Annotated in this window: 23 protein-coding genes; 15 read left to right on the top strand and 8 right to left on the bottom strand. The window is 62.3% G+C overall.

From position 1 onward, the window contains the following. Positions 1–296 precede the first annotated feature (296 nt). Positions 297–968, bottom strand: coding sequence for a response regulator (locus tag PMM47T1_RS01815; protein WP_177323351.1), 672 nt, complete (start codon positions 966–968; stop codon positions 297–299). Further along, positions 940–3,330 carry a PAS domain-containing sensor histidine kinase gene (locus PMM47T1_RS01810; protein WP_008365233.1) on the bottom strand — a complete coding sequence of 797 codons (2,391 nt, stop codon included), beginning with the start codon at positions 3,328–3,330 and terminating at the stop codon, positions 940–942. Before PMM47T1_RS01810 ends, PMM47T1_RS01815 begins: the two co-directional genes overlap by 29 nt. A gap of 94 nt (positions 3,331–3,424) precedes the next feature. Here PMM47T1_RS01810 and PMM47T1_RS01805 point away from each other — a divergent pair, with 94 nt between their 5' ends. Further along, the gene (locus PMM47T1_RS01805; RefSeq protein ID WP_008365232.1) at positions 3,425–4,405 is read left to right on the top strand and encodes an alpha/beta hydrolase family protein; all 981 of its coding nucleotides are present in this window, start codon (positions 3,425–3,427) and stop codon (positions 4,403–4,405) included. A gap of 78 nt (positions 4,406–4,483) precedes the next feature. On the opposite strand, the gene PMM47T1_RS01800 is transcribed toward PMM47T1_RS01805, so the two are convergent. From PMM47T1_RS01800 to PMM47T1_RS01790, 3 genes are read right to left on the bottom strand one after another with little or no spacing between them, the layout of a single operon-like run. Then, positions 4,484–5,251: a TerB family tellurite resistance protein gene (locus PMM47T1_RS01800; RefSeq protein WP_008365230.1), complete on the bottom strand. Its 768-nt coding sequence runs from the start codon at positions 5,249–5,251 to the stop codon at positions 4,484–4,486. A gap of 1 nt (position 5,252) precedes the next feature. Beyond that, complete coding sequence (murU, locus tag PMM47T1_RS01795) at positions 5,253–5,921, bottom strand: N-acetylmuramate alpha-1-phosphate uridylyltransferase MurU (RefSeq protein WP_008365227.1); 669 nt, start codon at positions 5,919–5,921, stop codon at positions 5,253–5,255. Next, positions 5,918–6,943, bottom strand: coding sequence for an aminoglycoside phosphotransferase family protein (locus PMM47T1_RS01790; RefSeq protein ID WP_008365225.1), 1,026 nt, complete (start codon positions 6,941–6,943; stop codon positions 5,918–5,920). Before PMM47T1_RS01790 ends, murU begins: the two co-directional genes overlap by 4 nt. Before the next feature lie 129 nt (positions 6,944–7,072). On the opposite strand from PMM47T1_RS01790, the gene PMM47T1_RS01785 reads away from it, so the two are divergent. From PMM47T1_RS01785 to PMM47T1_RS01735, 11 genes are all read left to right on the top strand, one after another. Further along, the gene (locus PMM47T1_RS01785; RefSeq protein ID WP_008365224.1) at positions 7,073–9,871 is read left to right on the top strand and encodes an LPS-assembly protein LptD; all 2,799 of its coding nucleotides are present in this window, start codon (positions 7,073–7,075) and stop codon (positions 9,869–9,871) included. Then, positions 9,852–11,180, top strand: a complete 1,329-nt coding sequence (locus PMM47T1_RS01780; RefSeq protein ID WP_043300602.1) for a peptidylprolyl isomerase — start codon at positions 9,852–9,854, stop codon at positions 11,178–11,180. The genes PMM47T1_RS01785 and PMM47T1_RS01780 overlap by 20 nt, the downstream gene beginning before the upstream one ends. Then, positions 11,177–12,166, top strand: a complete 990-nt coding sequence (pdxA, locus tag PMM47T1_RS01775) for a 4-hydroxythreonine-4-phosphate dehydrogenase PdxA (RefSeq protein ID WP_008365213.1) — start codon at positions 11,177–11,179, stop codon at positions 12,164–12,166. The genes PMM47T1_RS01780 and pdxA overlap by 4 nt, the downstream gene beginning before the upstream one ends. Continuing rightward, positions 12,163–12,969, top strand: a complete 807-nt coding sequence (rsmA, locus tag PMM47T1_RS01770; RefSeq protein ID WP_008365211.1) for a 16S rRNA (adenine(1518)-N(6)/adenine(1519)-N(6))-dimethyltransferase RsmA — start codon at positions 12,163–12,165, stop codon at positions 12,967–12,969. The genes pdxA and rsmA overlap by 4 nt, the downstream gene beginning before the upstream one ends. Before the next feature lie 115 nt (positions 12,970–13,084). Then, the gene (gene apaG / locus PMM47T1_RS01765; RefSeq protein ID WP_008365208.1) at positions 13,085–13,465 is read left to right on the top strand and encodes a Co2+/Mg2+ efflux protein ApaG; all 381 of its coding nucleotides are present in this window, start codon (positions 13,085–13,087) and stop codon (positions 13,463–13,465) included. Beyond that, positions 13,465–14,313 carry a symmetrical bis(5'-nucleosyl)-tetraphosphatase gene (locus tag PMM47T1_RS01760; protein ID WP_008365206.1) on the top strand — a complete coding sequence of 283 codons (849 nt, stop codon included), beginning with the start codon at positions 13,465–13,467 and terminating at the stop codon, positions 14,311–14,313. The genes apaG and PMM47T1_RS01760 overlap by 1 nt, the downstream gene beginning before the upstream one ends. 89 nt (positions 14,314–14,402) lie before the next feature. Further along, entirely contained in the window at positions 14,403–14,732 is a 330-nt protein-coding gene (gene glpE, locus PMM47T1_RS01755) for a thiosulfate sulfurtransferase GlpE (RefSeq protein ID WP_008365204.1), read from the top strand. A gap of 279 nt (positions 14,733–15,011) precedes the next feature. After that, positions 15,012–16,934 (top strand): PrkA family serine protein kinase, encoded by a 1,923-nt coding sequence (locus tag PMM47T1_RS01750; RefSeq protein ID WP_008365203.1) that lies wholly within the window; start codon positions 15,012–15,014, stop codon positions 16,932–16,934. A gap of 136 nt (positions 16,935–17,070) precedes the next feature. Continuing rightward, the gene (locus PMM47T1_RS01745; RefSeq protein WP_008365200.1) at positions 17,071–18,345 is read left to right on the top strand and encodes a YeaH/YhbH family protein; all 1,275 of its coding nucleotides are present in this window, start codon (positions 17,071–17,073) and stop codon (positions 18,343–18,345) included. After that, on the top strand, positions 18,342–19,904 hold the full coding sequence (locus PMM47T1_RS01740; RefSeq protein WP_008365198.1) for a SpoVR family protein: 1,563 nt from the start codon (positions 18,342–18,344) through the stop codon (positions 19,902–19,904). The genes PMM47T1_RS01745 and PMM47T1_RS01740 overlap by 4 nt, the downstream gene beginning before the upstream one ends. Positions 19,905–19,967: 63 nt before the next feature. Beyond that, complete coding sequence (locus PMM47T1_RS01735; protein ID WP_008365196.1) at positions 19,968–21,056, top strand: hypothetical protein; 1,089 nt, start codon at positions 19,968–19,970, stop codon at positions 21,054–21,056. A gap of 122 nt (positions 21,057–21,178) precedes the next feature. Here the strand turns inward: PMM47T1_RS01735 and folK are convergent, their stop codons facing one another. Further along, positions 21,179–21,688: a 2-amino-4-hydroxy-6-hydroxymethyldihydropteridine diphosphokinase gene (gene folK, locus PMM47T1_RS01730; protein ID WP_008365194.1), complete on the bottom strand. Its 510-nt coding sequence runs from the start codon at positions 21,686–21,688 to the stop codon at positions 21,179–21,181. Next, positions 21,679–22,032: a dihydroneopterin aldolase gene (gene folB / locus PMM47T1_RS01725; RefSeq protein ID WP_008365192.1), complete on the bottom strand. Its 354-nt coding sequence runs from the start codon at positions 22,030–22,032 to the stop codon at positions 21,679–21,681. The genes folK and folB overlap by 10 nt, the downstream gene beginning before the upstream one ends. A gap of 75 nt (positions 22,033–22,107) precedes the next feature. Here folB and plsY point away from each other — a divergent pair, with 75 nt between their 5' ends. After that, positions 22,108–22,677 (top strand): glycerol-3-phosphate 1-O-acyltransferase PlsY, encoded by a 570-nt coding sequence (plsY, locus tag PMM47T1_RS01720; RefSeq protein WP_008365190.1) that lies wholly within the window; start codon positions 22,108–22,110, stop codon positions 22,675–22,677. 24 nt (positions 22,678–22,701) lie between these two features. On the opposite strand, the gene tsaD is transcribed toward plsY, so the two are convergent. Continuing rightward, positions 22,702–23,727, bottom strand: a complete 1,026-nt coding sequence (gene tsaD, locus PMM47T1_RS01715) for a tRNA (adenosine(37)-N6)-threonylcarbamoyltransferase complex transferase subunit TsaD (protein WP_008365188.1) — start codon at positions 23,725–23,727, stop codon at positions 22,702–22,704. Between the two features lie 201 nt (positions 23,728–23,928). Between tsaD and rpsU the strand changes: the two genes are divergently transcribed. Together rpsU and dnaG are read left to right on the top strand one after the other, a co-directional pair. Continuing rightward, positions 23,929–24,144: a 30S ribosomal protein S21 gene (rpsU, locus tag PMM47T1_RS01710; RefSeq protein ID WP_002551877.1), complete on the top strand. Its 216-nt coding sequence runs from the start codon at positions 23,929–23,931 to the stop codon at positions 24,142–24,144. Between the two features lie 385 nt (positions 24,145–24,529). Next, positions 24,530–26,515 (top strand): DNA primase, encoded by a 1,986-nt coding sequence (gene dnaG / locus PMM47T1_RS01705; protein WP_008365185.1) that lies wholly within the window; start codon positions 24,530–24,532, stop codon positions 26,513–26,515. Positions 26,516–26,530: the final 15 nt, after the last annotated feature.

The raw sequence follows: 26,530 nt of genomic DNA, 5'->3' as shown, positions 1-26,530 counted from the left end.
TATGTTTTGACTGCAATGCACTAAGCCTAGTGAAGGCTGCAGGCCGCGCAAATCGGGAGCTGGGAGAGAATGACATCAGCCGGATGGAAGGCTGGGGGTAGGGATTGCCCTACACGGGTGGCGGGGATGGACATGTTTTTGCGGCGAGGCCGGGAAACAGGCCATTACCCGTGTCGCAACTGGATAAATCCAGCGGCTGCGGTGCCCTGCAGCAATAACTGTCCTAACGTGGGAGCGGGCTCTACCCGCGAAAAGGGTGCCGCGGTGCTTCAGGTACTGGGGCGTACCAGCCAATGTCACACCAGTTTATGTTCCATGGCGTATTTGACCAGCTCAGCCAGGGAGGTGACGTTGAGCTTTTGCATCAACCGCGCCTTATGGGTGCTGATGGTTTTGCTACTGAGCGCCAGTTGTTGGGCGATATCGTTGACGTTCGCGCCCTGGGCCAGGCGCTCGAATACCGAGAACTCGCGCTCCGACAGTTGCGAGTGCAAGGGGCGCGAATCGGTAAGGCCGACTTCAAATACCATGCGGTCGGCAAGGTCGGGGTCGATATAGCGCCCGCCATTGGCCACCCGCCGGATCGCAGTCAGCAACAGCGCCGGATCGCTGTCCTTGGTCGCGTAACCGGCTGCCCCCACTTTCAGCGCACGCGCGGCCATCTGCGCTTCATCATGCATGGACAACACCAGGATGGCCGGCGGATTGTTCAGAGCCCTGATGCGCGGGATGGCTTCCAGCCCATTGACCCCGGGCATGGAAATATCCAGCAGCACCACTTCGCACGGCGTATGACGCAGCGTTTCCAGCAGCTGCTCGCCATTACTGGCCTCGCCCACTACCACCAGGTCCCTGGCCAGGCCAATCAATTGCTTGATGCCTTCGCGCACAATGGTGTGGTCTTCGGCTACCAATACCCGTATCACTGCACTTTCCTCTTCACTGCAACCCCACCACTGAACGTTCATGAACCGGAACGCGAACCTGCAAGGTCGTGCCTTGCCCCGGTTCGCTCTGCAACTGCAATACCCCACCCAGCATCAGCACGCGCTCGCGCATGCCCACCAGGCCAAACGAGGTGGAAGGGCCACTGCCCACGACAAACCCCTGGCCATCGTCACCAATACTCAGTACCAGCCAATCCTCTTCAACGTCCAGGGCAATGTCCACAGTATGCGCCTGGGCGTGGCGCATGACATTGGTCAGCGCCTCCTGCAGGATACGGAACAGGCCGATGGCCTTGGCATCGGATAGCGCCGGCACCGTTTCCGGCACCTGCACCAGGCACGGGATCTGCGTGCGCGCCTCGAAGCGGCGGGCCTGCCACTCGATCGCCGAACCGATACCGGCATCCAGAATCGGCGGGCGCAGGGCCGTGGCCACGTCCCGCACCAGCTGGAACAGCTGGGCGATCAAGCGCTTCATGCTGTTGAGGCGGTCCTGCAGGCCGGGATCCAGGCCGGCGTAGGCCAGCTCACACATGGACGTCTCCAGCTTGAGCACCGTGAGCATTTGCCCCAGCTCATCGTGCACTTCGCGGGCGATGCGCGCCTTCTCCTCTTCGCGAACGCTCTCCAGGTGCGCCGACAATTCGCGCAACTGATCTTGCGAGCGGGCCAGGGCCAGCTCGGCCTGCTTGCTCTCACTGATGTCCCAGACAATCCCATCCCACACCCGCCCCTGCCCCAGGCCACGGGAAATGGCCTTGATCTCGGCCCAGCGCTCCTGGCCTTCGCGGGTGAGGATGCGGCCCTGCCAGGACCAGTCACTGTCGGTTTCCAGGGCCTGGTCCTGGGTGCGGTGATAACTGGCGCGGTCGTGCGGGTGTACCAGGTTGCGCAGGCCCATGTCCGGGTGGCGCAAGGTGGCCGGCGAGTAGCCCACCAGGCTTTCGCTGCCCTCGCTGATGTAGGCGAACTCCAGCAAGCCACCGACCTGCAAGCGTTCCAGACGAAACACCAGACCCGGAACGTTGGCGGCGATGGCTTGCAGGCGCGCCTCGCTTTCCTGCAAGGCTGCCGTGGCCCGGCGCCGTTCGGTGACATCGGTGAGGTACACCACCAGGTATTCGGCGTCGTGAAAACGCAGAAAGCTCAGTGAAACGTCAGCCGGGAGCCAGCTGCCATCAGCGCGCAGGCACTGGCTTTCGAAGCCCAACGGCTCGCCATCACTGGCCCTGGCGCGCTTCCACAGGCCGAGCCAGCGATCCATGTGCAAGCCTGGCTCGAAATCGATCAGCGGGCGATTGAGCACGCCGCCGGCGTCATAACCGAGCATGGCCTCGGCCGCGCGGTTGGCGTAGCGCACGTGGCTGTCCCAGTTGACCCAGAGTATGCCCACGGTGCTCTGGTCGATGGAAAACTGCGTAAGGCGCAGCGCCTCTTCACCGGCCTGGCGTCGGGCGATATCATCGCGCGCTTCCATCAGCCGGCCTTCCAGCCAGTGCTGCTGGCGGCGCTGCCAGAACACGATGGCGATGGCCGACAAACCCAGCACCGCGAACAACAGGCTCAGGTTTTGCCAAAAACCCGGAGACTCGGTGAGCCGGGGGTAGCGCGGTTGCAGCCAACGGCTATGCAACTGCTCCAGGTCCTTGGCCGGTACCGCCTGCAACCCGGCTTCGAGCACCTGGGCCAACAGCGGCCAGTCGCGGCGCGAGGCCAGACGCAGCAGTTGCGGCAAGCCGATGTCACCCACAACCACCAAGTCGGCAAAGTCACTCTCGCCGGAAAGCCGGCCCAGTTGCGCTTCATCGATGACCGCGTAGCGCGCTTGCTGGCTCAACAGCAACTGCAAGGCCTGGCGTTCCAGTGGCACGCCCTGCAAGTTGAGGTTGGAATAGGTACTGCGCAGGTAATCGGCCACGGCGCTGGGCATGCGTACTGCTACCCGATCCTTGCTGTCGAGCTTCTCCAGGTCCACCGCCACTGCGCCGCTGGGCTCGCCCACCACCAACTGGGGGATGCGCATATACGGGTCGGAGTACAACCACAGGCGCAGCCCGGCGGGGGTTTGCACCAGGCCGGGGGCCAGGTCGATTTCATCGTCACGCAGGGCCTGCTCCAGCGCTGCCTGGTCGGGGAAGTTGCGCCAGTGCAATTCGAGCTGAAGGCTCTTGGCCAGCCACGTCACCACCTCGACGTTGACCCCCGACAGCTGTTGCAGGCGCCGGTCGTACTGCGCGAACGGCGCCTGCAGCACCACGCCCACGCGCAACTCGCGGTGCTGCGCCAGCCATTGCTGCTGCGCAGGCGTCAGCACCACGGGTGCGGCATTGGCGATCAAGGGAAACCACAAACAGCCGATAAGCAGCCAGCACAGTCGAATCATCGCAACTCTCATCACCCATGAACGACGCTATACCTTTGGCGGTTCGGGACAAATACCATTAGGCTGCCAGAACTACCCTGGCGTGGAAAATCCGATGTCTTCAATCTACCGCACAACGCTGCCGGCGTTTTGCCTATCGCTGATGCTGCCCCTGGCGCTGCCGGCGATGGCCGATGACGCGGCGCAAAAACCAGCCACCGAGAAAGCGGCCGAACAACCGAAAGTCGAACGCCAACCGTTGCTCGAGCGCAGCCAGGAAGATGCCCTGGCACTGGAGCGGCAACTGCCGCAGGACGAACAGCAACAGCTACAGGCAGGCAGCGACAGCTTCCTGGCGTTGTGGAAGCCGGCCAACAGCAGCAATCCGGCCGGCGCCGTGGTGATCATTCCCGGCACCGGCGAAACCGCCGACTGGCCCAACGCCGTTGCGCCCATTCGCAACAAGCTGCCTGACGCCAACTGGCACAGCCTGAGCATTACCCTGCCGGACCTGAGCACCGATGCGCCGCAAGCGCGGGTAGAAACCTCGCCGCCGGCGCCAGTGGAGGCCGGCAGCAAGTCCACGCCACCGGCCAACCCGTCCGTGGAACAGGCCACCGCCACCGAGCCGGACAAGGCCCCGGCGCAGTCGGCTGACGAATTGGCCAAGGCTGATGCCGAGCGCATCTTTGCCCGCATCGACGCCGCCGTCACGTTTGCCCAGCAGCAGAAATCCAAGACCGTGGTACTGCTGGGCCATGGTACCGGCGCTTATTGGGCGGCCCGCTACCTCAAGGAACGCCCGCAGCCTCACGCCCAGCGCCTGGTGATGGTGGCGCCGATGACGCCGACCAACGCCAGCCAGAGCTTGCAGGAACTGGCACCGGCCTTGAAGGTGCCGACCGCCGACATCTATTACAGTGACACCACCGCCGCCCAGGACGCCGCCCGGGTGCGCCTGCAAACCAGCAAGCGGCTCAAGGATACCGGCTATACCCAGGTGTCCCTGAATGCACTGCCGGCCGACAAGAGCGCCGAGCAGGAGCAACTGTTCCGCCGCGTGCGCGGCTGGCTCAGCCCCAAACCGGTGGAATAAACGATCTGTGGGAGCTGGCTTGCCAGCGAGCCTTTAAAGAAAAAAGCTCGCCGGCAGCCAGCGCCCACAAGTCAACGTTCAGCGAAACTCGCGGCGTTCACGAATCAGCGCGTAGGCGCTGTGCAGCTCGCGCGTGCGCTCGGTGGCTTCGCGCACCTGCGCCGGGGTGGCACCAGTGCCCGCCAGCTTGTCCGGGTGGTGGCGGCTGAGCAGCCGGCGGTAGGCGCGCTTGATCTGTGCCGGCTCCGTGGTGGCCGCCACGCCCAACAGGCGAATGGCCTCCTGATAAGCGCCGCCGCTATTGGCCAGAGGCTTGCGGGCCGGTTCATAGTCGGCCGACAAACCCTGTACCTGCACCGAACTCCAGCCCAGCCACTTGCCCCACTGCACAATCAACTCGCGCTCGCCTCGGCTGACGCGGCCATCGGCCCACACCATACGCCAACAGGCGCGCAGCAGACCTTCGGCAGAATTGGGTTGCTGGCCAAGGCGCTGCAAATGATGCTGCAAGGGGTCGCGGCCATCCTTGCCCCGATTGAACGCAGCAATGGCCACCCGCCGCTGGGCCTCGTTGAGCCCCAGCGAACGCATTTCGTGACGCGCCTGCTGGATATGGCTCTCCACTACCCGCCCATCGCACTTGGCCAGGCGCCCCAGCAGTACAAACAGCACCTGGTCGTCACGCAGCCTAGGCTTGCCACGCAGCCGGTCAAACAGTTGCCCCCAGGTATGCAACTGCATGCGCCGGTCCAGTGCTTGCCCCAGCAGGGCGCCCAACAGCGCCCCAGGAATACTGGCGATGGCGAACCCAGCACCCGCGCCGACCACCGTTCCAGGCCACAGCATGTCAGCGACGCTCTTGCACGAGGGCTTCGACTTCGGCCAGGCGCTCATGGGTGCCGACATCCACCCAGCGCCCGTGGAAGTGCTCGCCGCTGACCTTGCCGCCGGCCATGGCCTCGCGCAGCAGCGGGGCCAGCTTGAACCCCCCGGCTGTACTGCCGGCAAACAGCGCCGGGTGCAACACGGCGATACCGCTGTACGTCAGGCGTGCAGCCCCGGCCGATTCACTGACATCACCGTCGTGCAGCACAAAGTCGCCATCAGGATGGTGCGCAGGGTTATCCACCAACACCAGGTGCGCCAGGCCGTTCAAGGGTTGGCGCAGGCGGGCAAAGTCATACTCGGTCCAGATATCACCGTTCACCACCACGAAAGGCTCGACGCCCAATAATGGCAGGGCCTGAAAAATCCCGCCGCCGGTCTCCAGCGGCTCGCCCTCGGCCGAATAGCGGATGCTCACGCCGAAGCGAGTGCCGTCACCCAGATGGTCCTCGATCTGCTGGCCGAGCCAGGCGTGGTTGATCACGATCTCGGTGAACCCTGCCGCGGCCAGCGCGCGCAGGTGATATTCGATCAATGGCACGCCACCGGCGCGCACCAGCGGCTTGGGGGTGTGCAAGGTCAGGGGGCGCAGGCGCTCGCCCTTGCCCGCCGCCAGAATCATCGCTTTCATGCAGGCGCCTCCGTGGCGGCGCGCAGGCTGGCCAGCAGTTCACCCAGGTCCGCCAGTTCCGGGCGGCGGGCCAGCACTGCTTCTATATAAGCAAAGAAGCGCGGCACGTCGGTGAGGTACCGCGGCTTGCCGTCACGGTGGCAGATACGCGCGAAAATGCCGATGACTTTCAGGTGGCGCTGCACGCCCATCAGGTCACTGGCGCGCAGGAAGTCCTGGAAGTCGGCCTGCACCGCAATGCCCTTGGCATTCGCCTGCTGCCAGTAACCCAGCAGCCAGGCGTCAACCCGCTCCAGGGGCCAGCTGAGGAAGGCATCCTTGAACAGACAGGTGATGTCGTAGGTCACCGGGCCATACACGGCGTCCTGGAAGTCCAGCACGCCGGGGTTAGGCTCGCTGCGCATCAAGTTGCGCGGCATGAAATCGCGGTGCACCAGGACGTTTGGCTGGGCCAGGGCGCTGTCGATCAACAGGCTGCTGGCACGCTGCCATAGCGCTTGCTGGGCCGGGTCCATGGCATGGTTGAGCTCGCGCCCCACATACCACTCGGGAAACAGTTCCAGTTCACGGCGCAGCAAGGCCACGTCGTAGCTGGGCAAGGGGGAATCCATCGGCAACTGCTGATAGGCCAGCAAGGCATCGATGGCGTCCTTGAACAAAGCATCGGCGTTGTCGCTGTTGATCACGTCCAGGTACGTCTGGTTACCCAGGTCGTTGAGCAAAAGAAAGCCGCGTTCGAGGTCCTGGGCGTAAATTTTCGGCACATTGATGCCCGATGTCGCCAGCAAAGCGGCGATATCCACGAACGGTTTGCAGTTTTCCTGGGGTGGAGGAGCGTCCATCACGATAAAACTGCGCCCTTCACCCTCCCAGCGAAAATATCGCCGGAAGCTTGCATCACTACTGGCAGCGGTCAACAAACACGGGGGAACAGGCCCCCAGCCCCCGGCCACAAAGAGTTTCGTCAGTTGCTCATCGAGCCATACCTGGAGCTGTTGCAGGCGTACATCTTGATCGGGCATTACAGAGGTCTCCGACGGCGCTAGCCGTCAAGCGGGTCATGCTTTATTATCCAGCATCTTTTTCAGACCATCGAGAGGCGTGCGGCCCCACCGCGGGCAGATGGCACGCAGGAAGCCCGGACTAATAAGATGGCATTGAAATCCCCCGCGTTTCGTAAAAAATTCCCGTTGCTGGTCACCGGCGGTTTGCTGGCGATGCAACCCCTGGCCGTGCCGTTCGCGGTGGCCGCCGAGCAGTATGACTGTACTGTCTCTGCGGCGGGAGCCTGGGAGTGCAAACCCAAGTCTGCCGTGGGTGTCTTGCCGCCTCGCCCTGTCCATGATGGCAGTGCGTCGTCTGCGCCTGAAAGCGCCGATCAGGCCCAGCCTGGCGCCCAGGAAGAGAAGGCCAAGGGCCCCATGCTCGTTACCCAGAGCAAGGGCCGTGGCCTGAAATCCCGCAGCGCCGACTACAGCCATCTCGATTGGGTTACCCGGGACAAGCTCACGCCTGCCCAGTTGGCCGAGACCGGTCCGTATTGCGACGGTGCCTACATCGAGCCGATCCGGCCTGGCATGGATGACAAGACGGCGAAGAAAGACTCGCCGACCTTCATCGGTGCCAAGGTATCGCGCTACGACCAGGATGCGCAGACCGCCACCCTGGCCGGCGACGTGGTGATGCGCCAGGGCAGCCTGCAGGCTGAAGGTGACGAAGCCAGCCTGCACCAGGCCGAGAACCGCGGCGAAATCACCGGCAACGTCAAGCTGCGCGACCAGGGTGCACTGCTGGTCGGAGACCACGCCGAGATCCAGCTGGACACCGGTGCCGCCCAGGTCGACAACGCCGAATACGTGATGCACAAGCAAGGCATCCGCGGCAGCGCCTTGTACGCCAAGCGCGGCGAAAACGCCATCATCCGGCTCAAGGACGGCACCTATACCACCTGCGAGCCGTCGAGCAACGCTTGGGAAATCAAGGGTAACAACATTACCCTGAACCCGGCGACCGGCTTCGGCACGGCGACCAACGCCACCCTGCGCGTGCACGACATTCCGGTCCTGTACACGCCGTACATCTATTTTCCGATCGACGACCGTCGTCAGTCCGGCTTCCTGCCGCCAACCATCGGCAGCGGCAGCAAGACCGGCTTCTCGCTGGTCACGCCGTACTACTTCAACCTGGCGCCCAACTACGACGCCACGTTGTACCCGCACTACATGAGCAAGCGTGGCATGTTGACCGAGGGCGAGTTCCGCTACCTGACCAAGAACAGCGAAGGCCAGTTCGGTGGGGCGTACCTGAGCGATCAGGACGACGACCGTAGCCAGCAGTCGGACTTCTCCAAAGACCGCTACCTGCTCAACTGGCAGCACAAGGGCCAGCTGGACCAGCGTCTGACCTACAAGGTCGACTACACCAAGATCAGCGACCCGTACTACTTCCAGGATCTGGAAACCAACCAGATCGGCGTGCAGAACCACGACTACCTGAACCAGCAGGCCGCTGCGTACTATCGTGGCGACAACTGGACAGCCGGCCTGAACGTTCAGGGCTACCAGCTGACCACCGTAGCGGATATCACGCCGTACGATCGTCTGCCGCAGATCACCTTCAATGGTGCGCTGCCGTACCATCCTGGTGGCCTGGACATTAGCTACCAGACTGAAGCCGTGCGTTTCGAGCGCAGCCTGCAGAACGGTACTTACACCGATGAAGACGGTGTTGTCTCGGACCGTATCGATACCAATGTAACTGGCATGGCCCGTGCAAACGGTGATCGCTTGACGCTAGCACCGCAGATGAGCCTGCCGCTAACTGCATCGTGGGGTTACATCAAGCCATCGGTTAAGTTCATTTACACCGACTACCAATTGGACCTGGACAGCGAAGGCAAGACCTACCTTGCTTCCGACGCCAACCAGCTTTCGACTACTCGGCAAACGTTCCATAGCAATCTGGACCGCTCGATCCCGATCTACAGCGTAGACAGCGGCCTGTACTTCGACCGCAATACCTCAATGTTCGGCACTAACTACCGTCAGACACTGGAACCCCGCGCATACTATCTGTACGTTCCATACACGAACCAGAACGACATTCCGATCTTCGACTCTGCGGAAAACCAGTTCAGCTATTCTTCACTGTGGCGGGACAACCGCTTCTCCGGCTATGACCGCATCGGCGACGAAAACAAAATTTCGCTGGGCGCCACCACTCGTTGGATCGAGGACAACGGTTTCGAACGTCAGAAGTTCAGCTTCGGTGAAGCCTTCTACATGCAGGATCGCAAGGTCCAACTGCCAGGTATCTATTACAAGGACCGTGCCGAGGCCACTGCCAGCCGTTCGCCGTACGCCCTGGAATACGAGTACCACTTCAACCGCGACTGGCGCTTCAACTCGGACTTCAACTGGGATCCGGACAGCCACACCACCCGCTCGGGCAGTGCGATGTTCCACTACCAGCCTGAAGACGACCCGAACAAGGTCATCAACGCCGGCTACCGCTACCGCAACGACATCGTCCACTACGATTCGTCCACCGGTCAGTGGGGCTTTGGCGGTGACTACGGCACGCCGGGGCAGCCTAATTACATCAAGGACTACTACAAGATCCAGCAGCACGACTTCTCGATCATGTGGCCAATTGTGCCGCAGTGGAACGCGATTGCGCGCTGGGAGTATGACTACAACCGCAGCCGTACCCTGGATTCGTTCGCTGGTTTCGAGTACGACAACTGCTGTTGGAAACTGCGCTTCATCAGCCGCTACTGGGTCGATTACGACGAGTTCAGCCAGTCGCTGCCGCAGAACGAAAAAGGCGACCACGGTGTCTTCCTGCAAATCGTGCTCAAAGGGCTCGGTGGCGTAGTGGGCAATAAAGTCGAGTCTTTCCTCGACAAGGGCATTCAAGGTTATAAAGAACGTGAAGAGCAAGCTAACTGATTGTTTGCGCCCTCTGCTTCTGGGCGCGATGTTGTTGAGTGGTGCGGTTCATGCCGACGTTCAACCCCTGGATAGCGTTGTTGCCATTGTCGACAACGATGTGATCATGAAGAGCCAACTGGACCAGCGCGTCCACGAGGTTCAACAGACCATCGCCAAGCGTGGCGGCACCAACATGCCGCCTACCGACGTCCTGGAGAAGCAGGTGCTGGAGCGCTTGATCGTCGAGAACCTGCAACTGCAGATCGGCGATCGCTCTGGCGTTCGCATCACCGACGAAGAGCTGAACCAGGCCATCGGCACCATCGCCCAGCGCAACAACATGAGCGTGGCGCAGTTCCAGGCAGCTCTGGCTCACGACGGCCTGTCCTATCAGGACGCCCGTGACCAGGTGAAGCGCGAAATGATCATCAGCCGTGTGCGCCAGCGCCGCGTGGCCGAGCGCATCCAGGTATCGGAGCAGGAAGTGAAGAACTTCCTGGCCTCGGACCTGGGCAAGGCTCAGCTGTCGGAAGAGTTCCACCTGGCCAACATCCTCGTCGCCACCCCGGAAAGCGCCAGCCCCGAAGCCATCCAGGCTGCCGCCCACAAGGCCGGTGAGCTGTACACCCGCCTGAAACAGGGTGCCGACTTCGGTCAACTGGCCGTGGCCAACTCGGGCAGCGACAATGCCCTGGAAGGCGGCGACATGGGCTGGCGTAAAGCCGCCCAGCTGCCACCGCCGTTCGACTCCCAGGTCAGCGCGCTGACCACCGGTGACGTAACCGAACCAACCCGCACCCCAGGTGGTTTCATTATCCTGAAGCTGCTGGATAAACGCGGTGGCGGCAACGTTACCCGTGACGAGGTGCACGTACGCCACATCCTGCTCAAACCCAACGAAGTACGCAGCGATGCCGAAACCAAGGTGCTGGCAGACCGTCTGTACGAGCGCATCAAGGGCGGCGAAGACTTTGCCGAACTGGCGAAGAGCTACTCCGAAGACCCGGGTTCTGCCCTCAACGGCGGTGACCTGAACTGGGTCGACCCGCAGTCGCTGGTACCCGAGTTCCGCCAGGTCATGGCCGACAGCCCGCAAGGCGTAGTCTCCAAGCCGTTCAAGACCCAGTTTGGCTGGCACATCCTGGAAGTGCTGGGCCGTCGTGCGACGGACAACACCGAGCAGGCGCGTGAACAGCAAGCGATGATGGTGCTGCGCAACCGCAAGTACGACGAAGAGCTGCAGAGCTGGCTGCGCCAGATCCGCGACGAAGCCTACGTCGAGATCAAGCTGCCTGGCGCCGAACAGGCTGCACAGGCCGATCAGTGAAGCCTTCGCGCTTTGCTCTGACGCCCGGCGAGCCGGCGGGCATAGGTCCAGACCTGTGCCTGTTGCTCGCCGCGCAACGCCAGCCACACCCCCTGATTGCCATCACCAGCCGTGACCTGCTCGTAGAGCGGGCCGCGCAGCTGGGCGTGGCAGTCAACCTGCTGGCGGTCGACGCCGACGCCCTGCCCGATACCCCCGCCGAAGCCGGCAGCCTGTACGTATGGGATACGCCTTTGGCCGCCCCCGTCGTGACCGGCACGCTGGACCGTGCCAACGCTGCATTCGTGCTTGAAACCCTGACCCGTGCGGGCCAGGGCTGCATGGACGGGCGCTTCGCCGGCATGATCACCGCCCCGGTGCACAAGGGCGTGATCAACGAGGCAGGCATCGCGTTTTCCGGCCACACCGAATTCCTTGCCGAGCTGACCCACACCGAACAGGTAGTGATGATGCTCGCCACCCATGGCCTGCGCGTGGCACTGGTGACCACTCACCTGCCGCTGCGAGCCGTGGCTGACGCGATTACCGACGAACGCCTGGAGCGGGTCACCCGCATCCTGCACGCGGATCTCAAGGACAAGTTCGGCATTGCCCAGCCGCGCATCCTGGTGTGCGGGCTCAACCCGCATGCCGGCGAAGGCGGCCACCTGGGCCGTGAAGAGATCGAGATCATCGAACCGACACTTGTTCGCCTGCGCAGCGAGGGCATGGACCTTCGCGGCCCGCTGCCAGCCGATACTCTGTTTACCCCCAAATATCTGGAGCACTGCGATGCAGTGCTGGCGATGTACCACGACCAGGGGCTGCCCGTACTCAAGTACAAGGGCTTTGGCGCCGCAGTGAATATCACCCTGGGCCTGCCGATCATCCGCACTTCGGTAGACCACGGCACCGCCCTGGACCTGGCCGGCAGCGGCCGGATCGACACCGGCAGCCTCAAGGTCGCCCTGGACACCGCCTACCAGATGGCCGAGACCCGTATATGACCGAGCAATACCAACACCGGGCGCGCAAGCGCTTCGGCCAGAACTTCCTGCACGACGCCGGCGTCATCGACCGCATCCTGCGCTCCATCAACGCGCGCGAAGGCGACCGCGTGCTGGAAATCGGTCCGGGCCAGGGCGCCCTGACCGAGGGCCTGCTCAACAGCGGCGCGCAACTGGACGTGGTCGAACTCGACAAGGACCTGGTGCCGATCCTCAACAACCAGTTCGCTGGTCGTGGCAATTTCAGCCTGCACCAGGGCGATGCCCTGAAGTTCGATTTCCACACCCTGGGCGCCGAACCTGGCAGCCTGCGTGTGGTCGGCAACCTGCCGTACAACATCTCCACGCCACTGATCTTCCACCTGTTGTCCAACGCCAGCCTGATTCGCGACATGCACTTCATGCTGCAGAAGGAAGTGGTCGAGCGCCTGGCCGCAGGGCCTGGCGGTGGTGACTGGGGCCGTCTGTCGATCATGGTCCAGTACCATTGCCGCGTGGTTCACCTGTTCAACGTCGGGCCGGGTGCCTTCAACCCGCCGCCCAAGGTCGACTCGGCGATTGTCCGCCTGGTACCGCACGCCACCCTGCCCCACCCGGCCAAGGATCACCGGCTGCTGGAGCGCGTCGTGCGCGAAGCCTTCAACCAGCGCCGCAAGACCCTGCGCAACACCCTCAAGGCCCTGCTCAGCAGCGAAGCCATCGAAGCCGCCGGCGTCGACGGCAGCCTGCGCCCCGAGCAACTGGACCTGGCCGCCTTCGTGCGCCTGGCCGACAAGCTGTTCGAGCAGCCTGCCGCCAACTGATCCGCTTCATCGTGCGCCCAGGCTACTGTCCTGGCGCACGATGGCCTAGACTGAAGGCACCGGCACCTAGAATGCCCCTTCGTTTTTGCATATTTTTGCATTTAAGGCTCCTTGCATGTCCGACTCCCGCTATCAGATCGACGTCAGCGTCGTGACTCGCTTTCTCGCCGAACAATCCCAACCTGAACACCAGCGGTTTGCGTTCGCCTATACCGTCACGGTGCAGAACAACGGCCAGTTGCCGGCCAAACTGGTGTCCCGGCACTGGGTGATCACCGACGGCGACGGCAAGGTCGAGGAAGTACGCGGCGCCGGCGTGGTTGGCCAGCAACCGCTGATCGAGGCCGGCGAAAGCCACACCTACAGCAGCGGCACGGTCATGACCTCTCAGGTTGGCACCATGCAGGGCAGCTACCAGATGGTGGCCGAGGACGGCAAACACTTCGACGCCGTCATCGCGCCCTTCCGCCTCGCCGTTCCCGGTTCCCTGCACTGATGGCGGTGTATGCGGTCGGAGACCTGCAAGGCTGCCTGCAACCACTCAAGCGCCTGCTTGAGCGAGTGAACTTCAACCCCGCGCACGACCGCCTGTGGCTGGTGGGCGACTTGGTCAACCGTGGTCCCGAGTCGCTGGAGACCCTGCGTTTTCTCTACCGCATGCGCGATTCGCTGGTGTGCGTGCTGGGCAACCATGACCTGCACCTGGTGGCCGCCGGCCGCAACATCGAGCGGCTGAAGAAAAGCGACACCCTGCGCGAGATCATCGAAGCACCCGACGGTGCCGAACTGCTGGACTGGGTGCGCCGGCAGAAGCTGCTGCACTACGACGACCAACGGGACCTGGCCCTGGTGCATGCCGGCATCCCGCCGCAGTGGTCACTGAAGAAGGCCCTGCGCTGCGCCGAGGAAGTAGAGCAGGCCCTGCGCGACGACAACTTGTTCCAGCCCTTCCTCGACGGCATGTATGGCAACGAGCCAACAAAGTGGAGCAATGACCTCAAGGGCGTGGAACGCCTGCGGGTGATCACCAACTACTTCACTCGCATGCGCTTCTGTACCGCCGAGGGCAAGCTTGACCTCAAGGGCAAGGAAGGCGCCGACACCGCGCCACCGGGCTACGCGCCATGGTTCAGCTACCGCGAGCGCAAGACCAAGGGCCTGAAGATCATCTTCGGCCACTGGGCGGCGCTGGAAGGCAAATGCACTGTACCGGGCATCTTTGCCCTGGACACGGGCTGCGTGTGGGGCGGGAGCATGACCCTGATGAACGTCGACACCGGCGAGCGCATTGGCTGCGACTGCGACGAACACGGAAACATCCGTGGCTCGATAGCCCAACCCTGACGCGGTAGAATCGCAAATAGACAGCCGGTGGGAGCTGGCTTGCCAGCTCCCACCGGCTACGTAGCCGATCATCCTTCAGGAGCACCGCCATGACCGAATTCAAACGCATTCCCCCGCAAACGGCCCATGAGCTGCTCGCCAACGGCGCCGCCATTGTCGACGTGCGCGACGCTCAGACCTTCGCCGCCAGCCACATCCCCAGCGCGCAACATCTGGACAATCATTCGGTGCAGGATTTCATCCGTGGCGCCGACCTGGACAAGCCGACCGTAGTGGTGTGCTACCACGGTAACTCCAGCCAGAGTGCTGCCGCCTACCTGGTCAGCCAGGGTTTCTCGGAGGTCTACAGCCTGGATGGTGGTTTCGAGCTGTGGAAGGTCACCTACCCTGAGCAAACCGCGCAAGGCATCGCCGAATAATTTTTTTCTGGCGCCAAGCCCCCGCCCTGCAAGGCTTGGCGCGGACTGACGAACGGTCAGCCCATAACATATCGCTCATTGCACCTTGAAGTCTGAGATTCCCAACTATCCTTAGGATCAGGCCATCCAAAACAGGGGAGAGCCGGTACACCGACGCGCGGGTCATCGGTAGCGACTTAGAGGTGTTCTGGGGGGTATACAGCGGCCGATTGTTTCGACTGCTGCCAGCATCAACTGACTGATCCGACGTCGGCTCCACGTATCGAGCGAGGTGACGTCATGAGTATTTTTAGCCACTTCCAACAGCGTTTCGAGTCCACTCGTCAGGAAGAGCTCTCGCTGCAGGAGTATCTGGAGCTCTGCAAAAAGGATCGCAGTGCCTACGCTTCTGCCGCCGAACGCATTCTGATGGCAATCGGGGAGCCAGAATTGCTCGACACGTCGACCAATTCCAGGCTGTCGCGTATCTTCTCCAACAAGGTGATTCGCCGCTACCCGGCCTTCGAAGACTTCCATGGCATGGAGGAGTGCATCGACCAGATCGTTTCGTACTTCCGCCACGCCGCCCAGGGTCTGGAAGAAAAGAAACAGATCCTCTATTTGCTGGGCCCAGTCGGGGGCGGCAAGTCCTCGCTGGCGGAAAAGCTCAAGCAACTGATCGAGAAGGTGCCCTTCTACGCCATCAAGGGCTCACCGGTGTTCGAGACACCCCTGGGGCTATTCAATGCCACCGAGGACGGCGCCATCCTGGAAGAGGATTTCGGCATCCCGCGCCGCTACCTCAATACCATCATGTCGCCATGGGCCACCAAGCGCCTGGCCGAATTCGGCGGCGACATCAGCCAGTTCCGCGTGGTGAAACTCTACCCGTCCATCCTCAACCAGATCGCCGTGGCCAAGACCGAACCTGGGGATGAGAACAACCAGGACATTTCCGCCCTGGTGGGCAAGGTCGACATCCGCAAACTCGAGGAATACCCACAGAACGACGCCGACGCCTACAGCTACTCGGGCGCACTGTGCCGGGCCAACCAGGGCCTGATGGAATTCGTTGAGATGTTCAAGGCGCCCATCAAGGTGCTGCACCCACTGCTCACCGCCACCCAGGAAGGCAACTACAACAGCACCGAAGGGTTGGGGGCCATCCCCTACTCCGGTATCTTGCTGGCCCACTCCAACGAATCGGAATGGCACAGCTTCCGCAACAACAAGAACAACGAGGCGTTCATCGACCGGATCTACATCGTCAAGGTGCCGTACTGCCTGCGCGTCAGCGATGAGATCAAGATCTACGACAAACTGCTGTTCAACAGCTCGCTGTCCAAGGCCCACTGCGCGCCCGACACCCTCAAGATGCTGGCCCAGTTCACCGTGCTGTCGCGCCTCAAGGAGCCGGAAAACTCGAACATCTACTCGAAGATGCGCGTGTATGACGGTGAGAACCTGAAAGACACCGACCCCAAGGCCAAGTCGATCCAGGAATACCGCGACAGCGCCGGCGTGGACGAAGGCATGAACGGCCTGTCGACCCGCTTCGCGTTCAAGATCCTGTCCAAGGTGTTCAACTTCGACCCGCATGAAATCGCGGCCAACCCCGTGCACCTGCTGTACGTGCTGGAACAGCAGATTGAACAGGAGCAATTTCCCGCCGAGGTGCGCGAACGCTACCTGCGCTACCTGAAAGAGTACCTGGCACCGCGCTACATCGAGTTCATCGGCAAGGAGATCCAGACCGCCTACCTGGAATCCTACAGCGAGTACGGCCAGAACATTTTCGACCGCTATGTGCTGTACGCCGACTTCTGGATTCAGGACCAGGAATACCGCGACCCGGAAACCGGCGAAATCCTCAACCGGGTGGCCCTCAACGAAGAGCTGGAGAAAATCGAGAAGCCGGCCGGCATCAGCAACCCGAAAGATTTCCGCAACGAGATTGTCAACTTCGTGTTGCGCGCCCGCGCCAACAACAACGGCAAGAACCCGACCTGGCTCAGCTACGAGAAGCTGCGCGTGGTCATCGAGAAGAAAATGTTCTCCAACACCGAGGACCTGCTTCCGGTCATCAGCTTCAATGCCAAGGCCAGCAAAGAAGACCAGCAGAAACACAACGACTTCGTCACACGAATGGTCGAACGCGGGTACACCGACAAACAGGTACGGCTGCTCTCCGAGTGGTACCTGCGGGTCAGAAAGTCGCAGTGATGCAGCGGTAAGCTTGAAGCTGCAAGCCGCAAGCTGCCGGCGCGGGGCGCACGTCCCGCGTCGACGGCCAGGCTTGCACTGGACGGCTTTTGACTTGCGGCTTGCAGCTTAAGGCTTGCAGCTGCCCGGAGGGCCTATGAGCTACGTGATCGACCGACGCCTGAATGGCAAGAACAAGAGCACGGTAAACCGCCAGCGATTCCTGCGGCGCTACCGTGACCACATCAAGAAGGCGGTGGAAGAGGCGGTGAGCCGTCGCTCCATCACCGACATGGAACACGGTGAACAGATCAGCATTCCCGGCCGGGATATCGACGAGCCGGTGCTGCATCATGGCCGCGGCGGCAAGCAGACTGTGGTCCACCCCGGCAACAAGGAATTTACCGCCGGCGAACACATCGCCAGGCCCCAAGGGGGCGGCGGGGGCGGCAAGGGCCCCGGCAAGGCGGGCAACTCCGGCGAAGGCATGGACGAGTTCGTCTTCCAGATCACCCAGGAAGAATTCCTGGAGTTCATGTTCGAAGACCTCGAACTGCCCAACCTGGTCAAACGCAACCTAAGCGGCACCGACACCTTCAAGACCGTGCGGGCCGGCATCAGCAATGAAGGCAACCCCTCACGCATCAACATCATCCGCACCCTGCGCTCGGCCCATGCGCGGCGCATCGCCCTGTCCGGCAGCAGCCGCGCCAAGCTGCGCGAAGCCAAATCGGAACTGGAGCGTCTGCGACGGGAAGAACCGGATAATTTCGGCGATATCCAGGAAATGGAGGCGGAAATCCAACGCCTCAGCGCACGCATCCACCGGGTGCCGTTCCTCGACACCTTCGACCTCAAGTACAACCTGCTGGTGAAGCACCCCAACCCCAGCTCCAAGGCGGTGATGTTCTGCCTGATGGACGTGTCCGGGTCCATGACCCAGGCCACCAAGGACATCGCCAAGCGGTTCTTCATCCTGTTGTACCTGTTTCTCAAGCGCAACTACGACAAGATCGAAGTGGTGTTCATCCGTCACCACACCAGTGCGCGCGAAGTGGACGAAGAAGAGTTTTTCTATTCCCGTGAAACCGGCGGCACCATCGTCTCCAGCGCCCTGAAGCTGATGCAGGAGATCATGGCCGAGCGCTACCCCACCAATGAGTGGAACATCTATGCCGCGCAGGCTTCGGACGGTGATAACTGGAACGACGATTCGCCTATCTGCCGCGAGATCCTGACCAAACAGATCATGCCGTTCGTCCAGTACTACACTTACGTGGAGATCACTCCGCGCGAACATCAGGCATTGTGGTTCGAGTACGAACGCATCGGCGAAAGCTTTGCCGACACGTTCGCCCAGCAGCAGCTGGTGTCGGCCGGGGATATCTACCCGGTCTTCCGTGAACTCTTCCAGCGCAGGTTAGCCACATGACCGCCAGAGAGCAAAAACGCCAACCTCTGTCCACGGGCTCCGAGTGGACCTTCGAACTGATCCAGGCCTACGACCGGGAAATCAGCCGTATTGCCGAGCGCTATGCGCTGGATACCTACCCCAACCAGATCGAAGTGATCACCGCCGAACAGATGATGGACGCCTACGCCTCCGTGGGCATGCCCCTGGGCTACCATCACTGGTCGTATGGCAAACACTTCCTGAGCACCGAAAAGTCCTACACGCGAGGCCAGATGGGCCTGGCGTACGAAATCGTGATCAACTCCGACCCCTGCATCGCCTACCTGATGGAAGAAAACACCATCTGCATGCAGGCGTTGGTGGTGGCTCATGCCTGCTACGGGCATAACAGCTTCTTCAAGGGCAACTACCTGTTCCGCACCTGGACCGACGCCAGCTCCATCATCGACTACCTGGTGTTCGCCAAGCAGTACATCATGCAGTGCGAGGAGCGCCACGGCATCGACGCCGTGGAAGACCTGCTCGACTCCTGCCACGCACTGATGAACTACGGTGTGGACCGCTACAAGCGGCCCTACCCTATCTCCGCGGAGGAAGAACGGCGGCGCCAGAAGGACCGGGAAGAGCACCTGCAAAAGCAGATCAACGACCTGTGGCGCACCATCCCCAAGAGCGCCGACAAGAACAGCGAGCGCGACAACGCGCGGTTCCCGGCCGAACCCCAGGAGAACATTCTTTACTTCATCGAGAAGCATGCCCCCCTGCTGGAACCCTGGCAGCGCGAAGTGGTACGCATCGTGCGCAAGATTGCCCAGTACTTCTACCCGCAACGCCAGACCCAGGTGATGAACGAGGGCTGGGCCACGTTCTGGCACTACACGTTGATGAACGACCTGTACGACGAAGGCCTGGTCACCGACGGCTTCATGATGGAATTCCTGCAATCGCACACCAGCGTGGTGTTCCAGCCGGGTTTCGACAGCCCCTATTACAATGGCATCAACCCCTATGCGCTGGGCTTCGCCATGTACCGCGACATCCGCCGCATGTGCGAAGAGCCCACCGAGGAAGATCGCCACTGGTTCCCCGACATTGCTGGCAGTGATTGGCTTTCTGCCGTCAAGTTCGCTATGAGCAGCTTCAAGGACGAAAGCTTCATCCTGCAGTACCTGTCACCCAAAGTCATCCGCGATCTGAAGCTGTTCAGCATCATGGACGACGATCAGCGGGACGACCTGCTGGTGCCGGCGATTCACGACGAAGGCGGCTACCGCACCATCCGCGAAACCCTGGCCGCCCAGTACAACCTGGGCAACCGCGAACCCAACGTGCAGATTTACAGCATCGACCGGCGCGGCGATCGCTCGCTGACACTGCGCCACCAGCAACATGACCGTAAGCCCTTGGGCGAGTCCACCGATGAGGTGCTCAAGCACCTGCACCGGCTGTGGGGCTTCGACATTCACCTGGAAACCCTGCAGGGGGACCAAGTGATGAAAACCCACCACGTCCCCCCAAAGACGGAACACAGCGAAGGTGACTACGGGCGCCTTGACCTCGCTGTCGTTCATCTCTGACCAAGGCACCCAGCCTCCGTAGGCCCAGGCAGGTTATCCTGTGGGGCCTACGGAGGTTTTTTCATGCAGATTTTCAAAGTGGGCGGCGCTGTTCGCGACCGTCTTCTGGGCCGCGCGGTCACTGATATCGATTGGGTGGTAGTGGGTGCCAGCACTGAGCAAATGCACGCCTTGGGCTATCGGCCGGTAGGCGCCGACTTCCCGGTGTTCCTGCACCCCAAGAGCGGCGAGGAATATGCCCTGGCGCGCACCGAACGCAAGAGCGGACGAGGCTATGGCGGCTTCGTGTTTCACGCCAGCCCCGACGTCACCCTCGAAGAAGACTTGATCCGCCGCGACCTGACCATCAACGCCATGGCCGAGGATGATCACGGCCAGATCGTGGATCCCTACCACGGCCAGGAAGACCTGGAAGCGCGCCTATTGCGTCATGTTTCGCCGGCGTTCGCCGAGGATCCCCTGCGAGTGCTTCGTGTCGCCCGCTTCGCCGCCCGCTATGCCGAACTGGGCTTCTCGGTGGCGCCACAAACCCTGGAGCTGATGCGCGAGCTGAGCGAATCGGGAGAGCTTGAGGCGCTGACACCTGAGCGCAGCTGGAAAGAGATATCACGCGCCCTGATGGAAAACCGGCCCGAGGTGTTCATTCAGGTGCTGCATGATTGTGGCGCGCTCAACGTACTGATGCCCGAACTTGCCTCGCTTCACAACGTTGATGCACTGGCCCAGGCCGCCCGCCATGAGCAACCGCTGAGCGTGCGCTGGGCGTGCCTCGTGGGTGGCCTGGGCAAGGCCATCAACGAACGCTTCAAGGTGCCCCGCGACTGCCAGGAGCTGGCGATGCTGGTGGGGCAATACAGTGAAGACGCAGATCGCTCCCTGACGCTGGAGGCGGCGAACTTGCTGGAGCTGCTACAGAGCTTCGACGTGTACCGCAGGCCGCAGCGTTTCGAAGAGTTCGTCAAGGCTCGCGAAATGGCGGGGCTGGGGCGCGAGCAAGCGAACTATCTGCGCGGTGCCGCTGATGTGGCGCGCGCGGTGGCGGTAAAGCCGCTAGTGGAGGCTGGCTTCACTGGCCAGCAGTTGGGCGAGGCCCTCAAGGCCGAACGCCTGAAGGCCCTGCACGCCTACAAAGCGGCACAGCACCCTACATAACCGCCACTGCTCCCCGAGCTGCCGCCAGGCTGCGAAAAGGCCCGCAGGACCTTCGGCGGTGTCATGTGGACCGCGGGCACGCGTTGCGAGCCTTCGCAGCCTGACGGCAGCCCCTACGGGGTTCAAATCCGGGTGAGTTGCTGGCCGCGCCATTCGAAGGGCGCCGGGGCCAGCACCTGATCGATCTGCGCCTCGGCCCACACCTGCGCCATCGGTTTGCCCACCCCCGGGTGTACCACCTCCGGCGCAATCAACGCCAAGGGCCACAACACGAAGGCATTCTTGAGGATCTCCGCACGGGGCAGGACCAGGCCGTCGAAATTACCCGCCAGGTTGCCATACAACAGTACGTCGATATCCAGTGGCAGGCCCTTGCGGTCAGGCGCATAGCGGCCGTTGTCGGCCTCGATGAACTTCAGGCGGCGGTCCAGCTCAATCAATGGCAAGTCGGTAAGCGCACTGACCACCAGGTTGAAAAACGGCCCGCTCTTGATGCCTACCGGCTGGCTCTCGAATACCGCCGAACACTGCATGTCCTGGACGAAGGCCGCCAGGGCATCAAGGCCCGCACACAAGTGGGCCTCACGATCGATATTGCTGCCCAGGCCAAGGTAAATCCGCGTCAGCGACATCCGCGCTCTATCTCCACGCCTACACCCTTGGCGGCCGCAACGGCACCGGGCTTGGTCAATTTGAGGTGCAGCCAGGGAATGTTGAACTCGGCCATCAACACCTGTGCCAGGCGTTCGGCAAACGTCTCGACCAGCTGGAACTGACTGTCCTGGGCAAAGGCCAGGATACGCGTCGACACGCTGGCGTAATCCAGGGCCAAGGTCAGGTCATCGTCTGCGGCGGCCGGGCGGTTGTCCCAGGCAAAACTCAGGTCCAGGCGCAAGCACTGACGGATGCCCCGCTCCCAGTCATAGGCACCAATCACGGTGTCGACTTCCAGACCCTCGATAAACACTCTGTCCAAGCACTTCTCTCCGCAGCACGACAAGGGCGCAATGCGCCGTTAGAATCAGGGGCGTCCTCGCCCGGAATAGTTAGCATGTTTTGGTTACTGGCGATCCTCGCCTACCTGCTCGGCTCGCTGTCCTTTGCCATTGTGCTCAGCCGCGTGACCGGTAACCCCGACCCGCGCATGAGCGGCTCCGGCAACGCCGGCGCCACCAACATGCTGCGCCTGGCCGGCAGGAAACTCGCCATCCTCACCTTGCTTGGCGACCTGTGCAAGGGCCTGCTGCCGGTACTGATCGCACGCCTGGCCGGCCTGGACCTGCAAGACCAGGCCTGGATAGGCCTGGGCGCCGTGGTCGGCCACATGTTCCCCGTGTACTTCCGCTTCCAGGGTGGCAAGGGCGTGGCCACAGCAGCCGGCATGATCCTGGCCCTTTACCCGCCTGCCGCCTTGCTGGCGGTGGTGGCCTGGGGCCTCACCTTCTACCTCACCCGCACCAGCTCGCTGGCCTCGCTAATCGCCACACCCCTGACCCTGCCGTTGCTGGCGTGGCAGGAACCACAGGCGCTGTTGCCGATGAGCGTGCTGACACTGCTGATCGTCTGGCGCCACCGCGGCAATCTACGCGACCTGCTGGCGGGGCGCGAACGGCATTTCTAATCACCGCCATGAGCCCCGCTCCTGTCACAGCGCCGGCAACTGCTCCATCGGCCAGCGTGCCTGCACACTGATTGCCAGGCTTTCGTGCTGCCCGGCCTGCAGGCGCTGGCAGCCGGCGTAGGCAATCATCGCGCCGTTGTCGGTGCAGAATTGCGGACGCGCGTAGAACACCTTGCCCTTGAACTCGCCCAGCATGCTGTCCAGCGACTCGCGCAGCGCGGTGTTGGCGCTCACGCCCCCGGCGATCACCAGGCGGCTGAGGCCGGTCTGCTTGAGTGCCCGACGGCACTTGATGGTCAGAGTGTCCACCACCGCCTGCTGGAAGGCCAGCGAGATGTCGCAACGAGTCTGCTCGCTGTCGTCCCCGGCTGCCTGGCACTGCTGCCAGGTGTTCAGGGCAGAGGTTTTCAGGCCGCTGAAGCTGAAGGTAAGGCCGGGGCGGTCAGTCATGGGCCGCGGGAAGGTAAAGCGGCCAGGCACGCCCTGGGCGGCCATGCGCGCAATCTCCGGGCCACCGGGATAATTGAGGCCGATCATCTTCGCGGTCTTGTCGAACGCTTCGCCCGCCGCATCGTCAAGCGTCTCGCCCAGCAGCTCGTATTGGCCGATGCCATCGACCCGAACCAGCTGGGTATGGCCACCGGACACCAACAAAGCGACGAACGGGAATTCGGGCGGTTGCGCCTCAAGCATGGGCGCCAGGAGATGCCCTTCCATGTGGTGCACACCGAGTGCCGGGATACCCCAGGCAAAGGCCAGCGCCTGGGCGCAGGAAGCGCCTACCAGCAGCGCCCCGACCAGGCCGGGACCTGCGGTGTAGGCGATGGCGTCGATCTCGGTGGCCACGCAGCCGGCCTCGGCCAGCACCTGGCGAATCAGGGGCAGCATACGCTTGACGTGGTCGCGCGAAGCCAGCTCCGGCACTACCCCGCCATAGGCGCGGTGCAGGTCGATCTGGCTGAACAGCGCATCGGCCAGAAGGCCACGTTCGCTGTCATAGAGGGCGACGCCGGTTTCGTCGCAGGATGTTTCCAATCCCAGTACTAACATGGGTCATGGCCTTGTTGAGGCTGAATTCGAAGGCGCGCATGATAGTCGCCACTCAGTGCCCCGGCCAGCGGTTTTCGATCAGAGGCTTTGCATTCCGGGCTGCTAAGGGTTAACATCCGCAACCCTTAAAAACCGACGTACTTCAGCGCATGTTTTTGCCATTGGCACGTCGATCCCGGTAATGAATGAAGGTAGCTCTAGATGCCAGCCGTCAAAGTTAAAGAGAACGAACCCTTCGACGTAGCTCTGCGTCGTTTCAAGCGCTCCTGCGAAAAAGCCGGTGTACTGGCTGAAGTTCGTAGCCGCGAATTTTACGAGAAGCCGACTTCCGAGCGTAAGCGCAAAGCAGCTGCTGCTGTTAAGCGTCACGCCAAGAAAGTTCAGCGCGAACAGCGCCGCGCCGTTCGTCTGTACTAATACAGACTACGTCGCAAGCTTCTGCCTCGCCCGGCCCACAGCCGGGCTGCCGGCAGTTGTTGCTGTTGCAAGAGCCGTTGTTGCAACACCCCGTACGGGCTTTGTCCGAACGGATGCCTAGGCTGCCTTGTGCACCGAAGCGACCTGCCTGAAACGTCAGACCTGGCCTCATCGCCAGAGTGCACGTCAGAACTGACGAGCCTTCACGGGCTGCAGACGAGCACACCCCCTTTTTTCCTGCTTCAAACGTCCCGCTTCGATAACAGCCTCGGCTGATCGGATGCGACGCCGTTTCCGACAGATAAACAGGAAGGCGTGGGCCAGCACGACGGTCGACGCACAGTTACACTGCAGCAACGCTTCCTAGCCTGATGATGAGAGAACCATGGCCGGGCTGATTCCCCAGGGCTTCATTGATGACCTTCTGAACCGCACCGACATCGTCGACGTGGTGACTTCGCGCATCCAGATGAAAAAGGCCGGCAAGAATTACTCCGCCTGCTGCCCGTTCCACAAGGAAAAGACCCCCTCGTTCACCGTCAGCCCCGACAAGCAGTTCTACTACTGCTTTGGCTGCGGCGCCGGTGGCAACGCCCTTGGTTTCATCATGGACCACGACAACCTGGATTTCCCCCAGGCCGTGGAAGAACTGGCCAAGTCGGCCGGCATGGAAGTACCTCGCGAAGACAACGGGCGCGGCGACCGCAAGCCCCGCCAGCCCACCGATTCGCCGCTGTACCCGCTGCTGACCGCCGCCGCGGACTATTACCGCCAGGCACTCAAGACCCACCCGTCACGCCGCGCCGCCGTCGAGTACCTCAAGGGCCGCGGGCTGTCCGGGGAAATTGCCCGCGACTTCGGCCTGGGGTTTGCCCCGCCCGGGTGGGACAACCTGTTCAAGCACCTGAGCAGCGACACCCTGCAACAAAAGGCCATGATCGACGCCGGCCTGCTCATCGAGAACGCCGAGTCGGGCAAGCGCTACGACCGCTTCCGCGACCGGGTGATGTTCCCCATCCGCGACAGCCGCGGCCGGGTGATCGCCTTCGGCGGCCGGGTGCTGGGTGACGACAAGCCCAAGTACCTGAACTCCCCGGAAACTCCGGTATTTCACAAGGGCCAGGAGCTATACGGCCTGTTCGAGGCGCGCAAGCACAACCGCAACCTCGACGAAATCATCGTGGTCGAAGGCTACATGGACGTCATAGCCCTGGCCCAGCAAGGCCTGCGCAATGCCGTGGCAACCCTGGGCACGGCCACCAGCGAGGAGCACCTCAAGCGCCTGTTCCGCGTGGTTCCCAGCGTATTGTTCTGCTTCGACGGCGACCAGGCCGGCCGCAATGCCGCCTGGCGCGCCCTGGAAGCCGCCCTGCCCAGCCTGCAGGACGGCCGCAAGGCGCGCTTCCTGTTCCTGCCCGAAGGTGAAGACCCGGACACCCTGGTGCGCGCCGAAGGCACAGACGCCTTCAAGGCACGCATCAACCAGCATGCCCAACCGCTGGCCGACTACTTCTTCCAGCAACTGACCGAAGAAGCCGACCCACGGTCACTGGAAGGCAAGGCGCACATGGCCACGCTGGCAGCGCCACTGATCGACAAGGTACCAGGGGCCAACCTGCGCACCCTGATGCGCAACCGCCTGAGCGAAATTACCGGGCTGAGCGGCGAAGCGGTCAAGCAATTGGCCCACAGCGCCCCCACCGAGGCACCGCCGCCCAGCTACGACCCAGGGTTCAACTACGATTCGGTACCCGACTACACGCCCGACTACAGTGATTACCACCAGCCGCACGCCCCCCAGGAGTTCCAGCCGCAACAGCAGCAGGCCTGGACACCCAACAAGGGCGGCGGCAAGAAGGACTGGAAAGGCAACAAGGACTGGAAAGGCAAGGGCGGGCGCAATTTCGAGCCCAGGGTGCCGCCGCGCGTGCCGACTTCGGTCGAGCCACCGACGCTCAGTGCCTTGCGCACCCTGCTGCATCACCCGCAATTGGCCGAGAAAGTCGAAAGCACCAGCCATTTTGCCGACGAGGAACATACCTACTCGCAGCTGCTGGTGGCCCTGCTCGAAGCCTTGCAGAAGAATCCTAAGCTACGCTCTCTACAACTGATTGCGCGCTGGCATGGCACCGACCAAGGTCGCCTGCTGCGCGTACTGGCCGAGAAAGAATGGCTGATCGAGGCCGACAACCTTGAACAACAGTTTTTCGACACCATAACTAGCCTGACCGCCCGCCAACGCGAGCGACGCCTGGAACGCCTGCTCCTCAAGGCCAGGCAAGGTGAATTGAGCGATGAGGAGAAAAATCAGCTTCTCAAGCTGTTAACTCGCAATGTTCACGCACAAACCCCGACCTCAACTGGCGCGTGAGGTCCTAGCTCGGGT

The sequence above is a fragment of the Pseudomonas sp. M47T1 genome, from assembly GCF_000263855.1.
Lineage (GTDB): Bacteria > Pseudomonadota > Gammaproteobacteria > Pseudomonadales > Pseudomonadaceae > Aquipseudomonas.
This window is presented reverse-complemented; position numbering and strand designations above follow the sequence as displayed.

Coding starts and splice junctions, on each gene's coding strand:
- PMM47T1_RS01800 (WP_008365230.1), bottom strand. CDS start 5,251: ATGCTGTGGCCTGGAACGGTGGTCGGCGCGGGTGCTGGGTTCGCCATC.
- PMM47T1_RS01790 (WP_008365225.1), bottom strand. CDS start 6,943: ATGCCCGATCAAGATGTACGCCTGCAACAGCTCCAGGTATGGCTCGAT.
- folK (WP_008365194.1), bottom strand. CDS start 21,688: ATGTCGCTGACGCGGATTTACCTTGGCCTGGGCAGCAATATCGATCGT.
- PMM47T1_RS01735 (WP_008365196.1), top strand. CDS start 19,968: ATGCAGATTTTCAAAGTGGGCGGCGCTGTTCGCGACCGTCTTCTGGGC.
- rsmA (WP_008365211.1), top strand. CDS start 12,163: ATGACCGAGCAATACCAACACCGGGCGCGCAAGCGCTTCGGCCAGAAC.
- murU (WP_008365227.1), bottom strand. CDS start 5,921: ATGAAAGCGATGATTCTGGCGGCGGGCAAGGGCGAGCGCCTGCGCCCC.
- plsY (WP_008365190.1), top strand. CDS start 22,108: ATGTTTTGGTTACTGGCGATCCTCGCCTACCTGCTCGGCTCGCTGTCC.
- PMM47T1_RS01810 (WP_008365233.1), bottom strand. CDS start 3,330: ATGATTCGACTGTGCTGGCTGCTTATCGGCTGTTTGTGGTTTCCCTTG.
- PMM47T1_RS01760 (WP_008365206.1), top strand. CDS start 13,465: ATGGCGGTGTATGCGGTCGGAGACCTGCAAGGCTGCCTGCAACCACTC.
- rpsU (WP_002551877.1), top strand. CDS start 23,929: ATGCCAGCCGTCAAAGTTAAAGAGAACGAACCCTTCGACGTAGCTCTG.
- PMM47T1_RS01750 (WP_008365203.1), top strand. CDS start 15,012: ATGAGTATTTTTAGCCACTTCCAACAGCGTTTCGAGTCCACTCGTCAG.
- glpE (WP_008365204.1), top strand. CDS start 14,403: ATGACCGAATTCAAACGCATTCCCCCGCAAACGGCCCATGAGCTGCTC.
- PMM47T1_RS01805 (WP_008365232.1), top strand. CDS start 3,425: ATGTCTTCAATCTACCGCACAACGCTGCCGGCGTTTTGCCTATCGCTG.
- apaG (WP_008365208.1), top strand. CDS start 13,085: ATGTCCGACTCCCGCTATCAGATCGACGTCAGCGTCGTGACTCGCTTT.
- PMM47T1_RS01745 (WP_008365200.1), top strand. CDS start 17,071: ATGAGCTACGTGATCGACCGACGCCTGAATGGCAAGAACAAGAGCACG.
- tsaD (WP_008365188.1), bottom strand. CDS start 23,727: ATGTTAGTACTGGGATTGGAAACATCCTGCGACGAAACCGGCGTCGCC.
- dnaG (WP_008365185.1), top strand. CDS start 24,530: ATGGCCGGGCTGATTCCCCAGGGCTTCATTGATGACCTTCTGAACCGC.
- PMM47T1_RS01815 (WP_177323351.1), bottom strand. CDS start 968: ATGAACGTTCAGTGGTGGGGTTGCAGTGAAGAGGAAAGTGCAGTGATA.
- PMM47T1_RS01740 (WP_008365198.1), top strand. CDS start 18,342: ATGACCGCCAGAGAGCAAAAACGCCAACCTCTGTCCACGGGCTCCGAG.
- PMM47T1_RS01785 (WP_008365224.1), top strand. CDS start 7,073: ATGGCATTGAAATCCCCCGCGTTTCGTAAAAAATTCCCGTTGCTGGTC.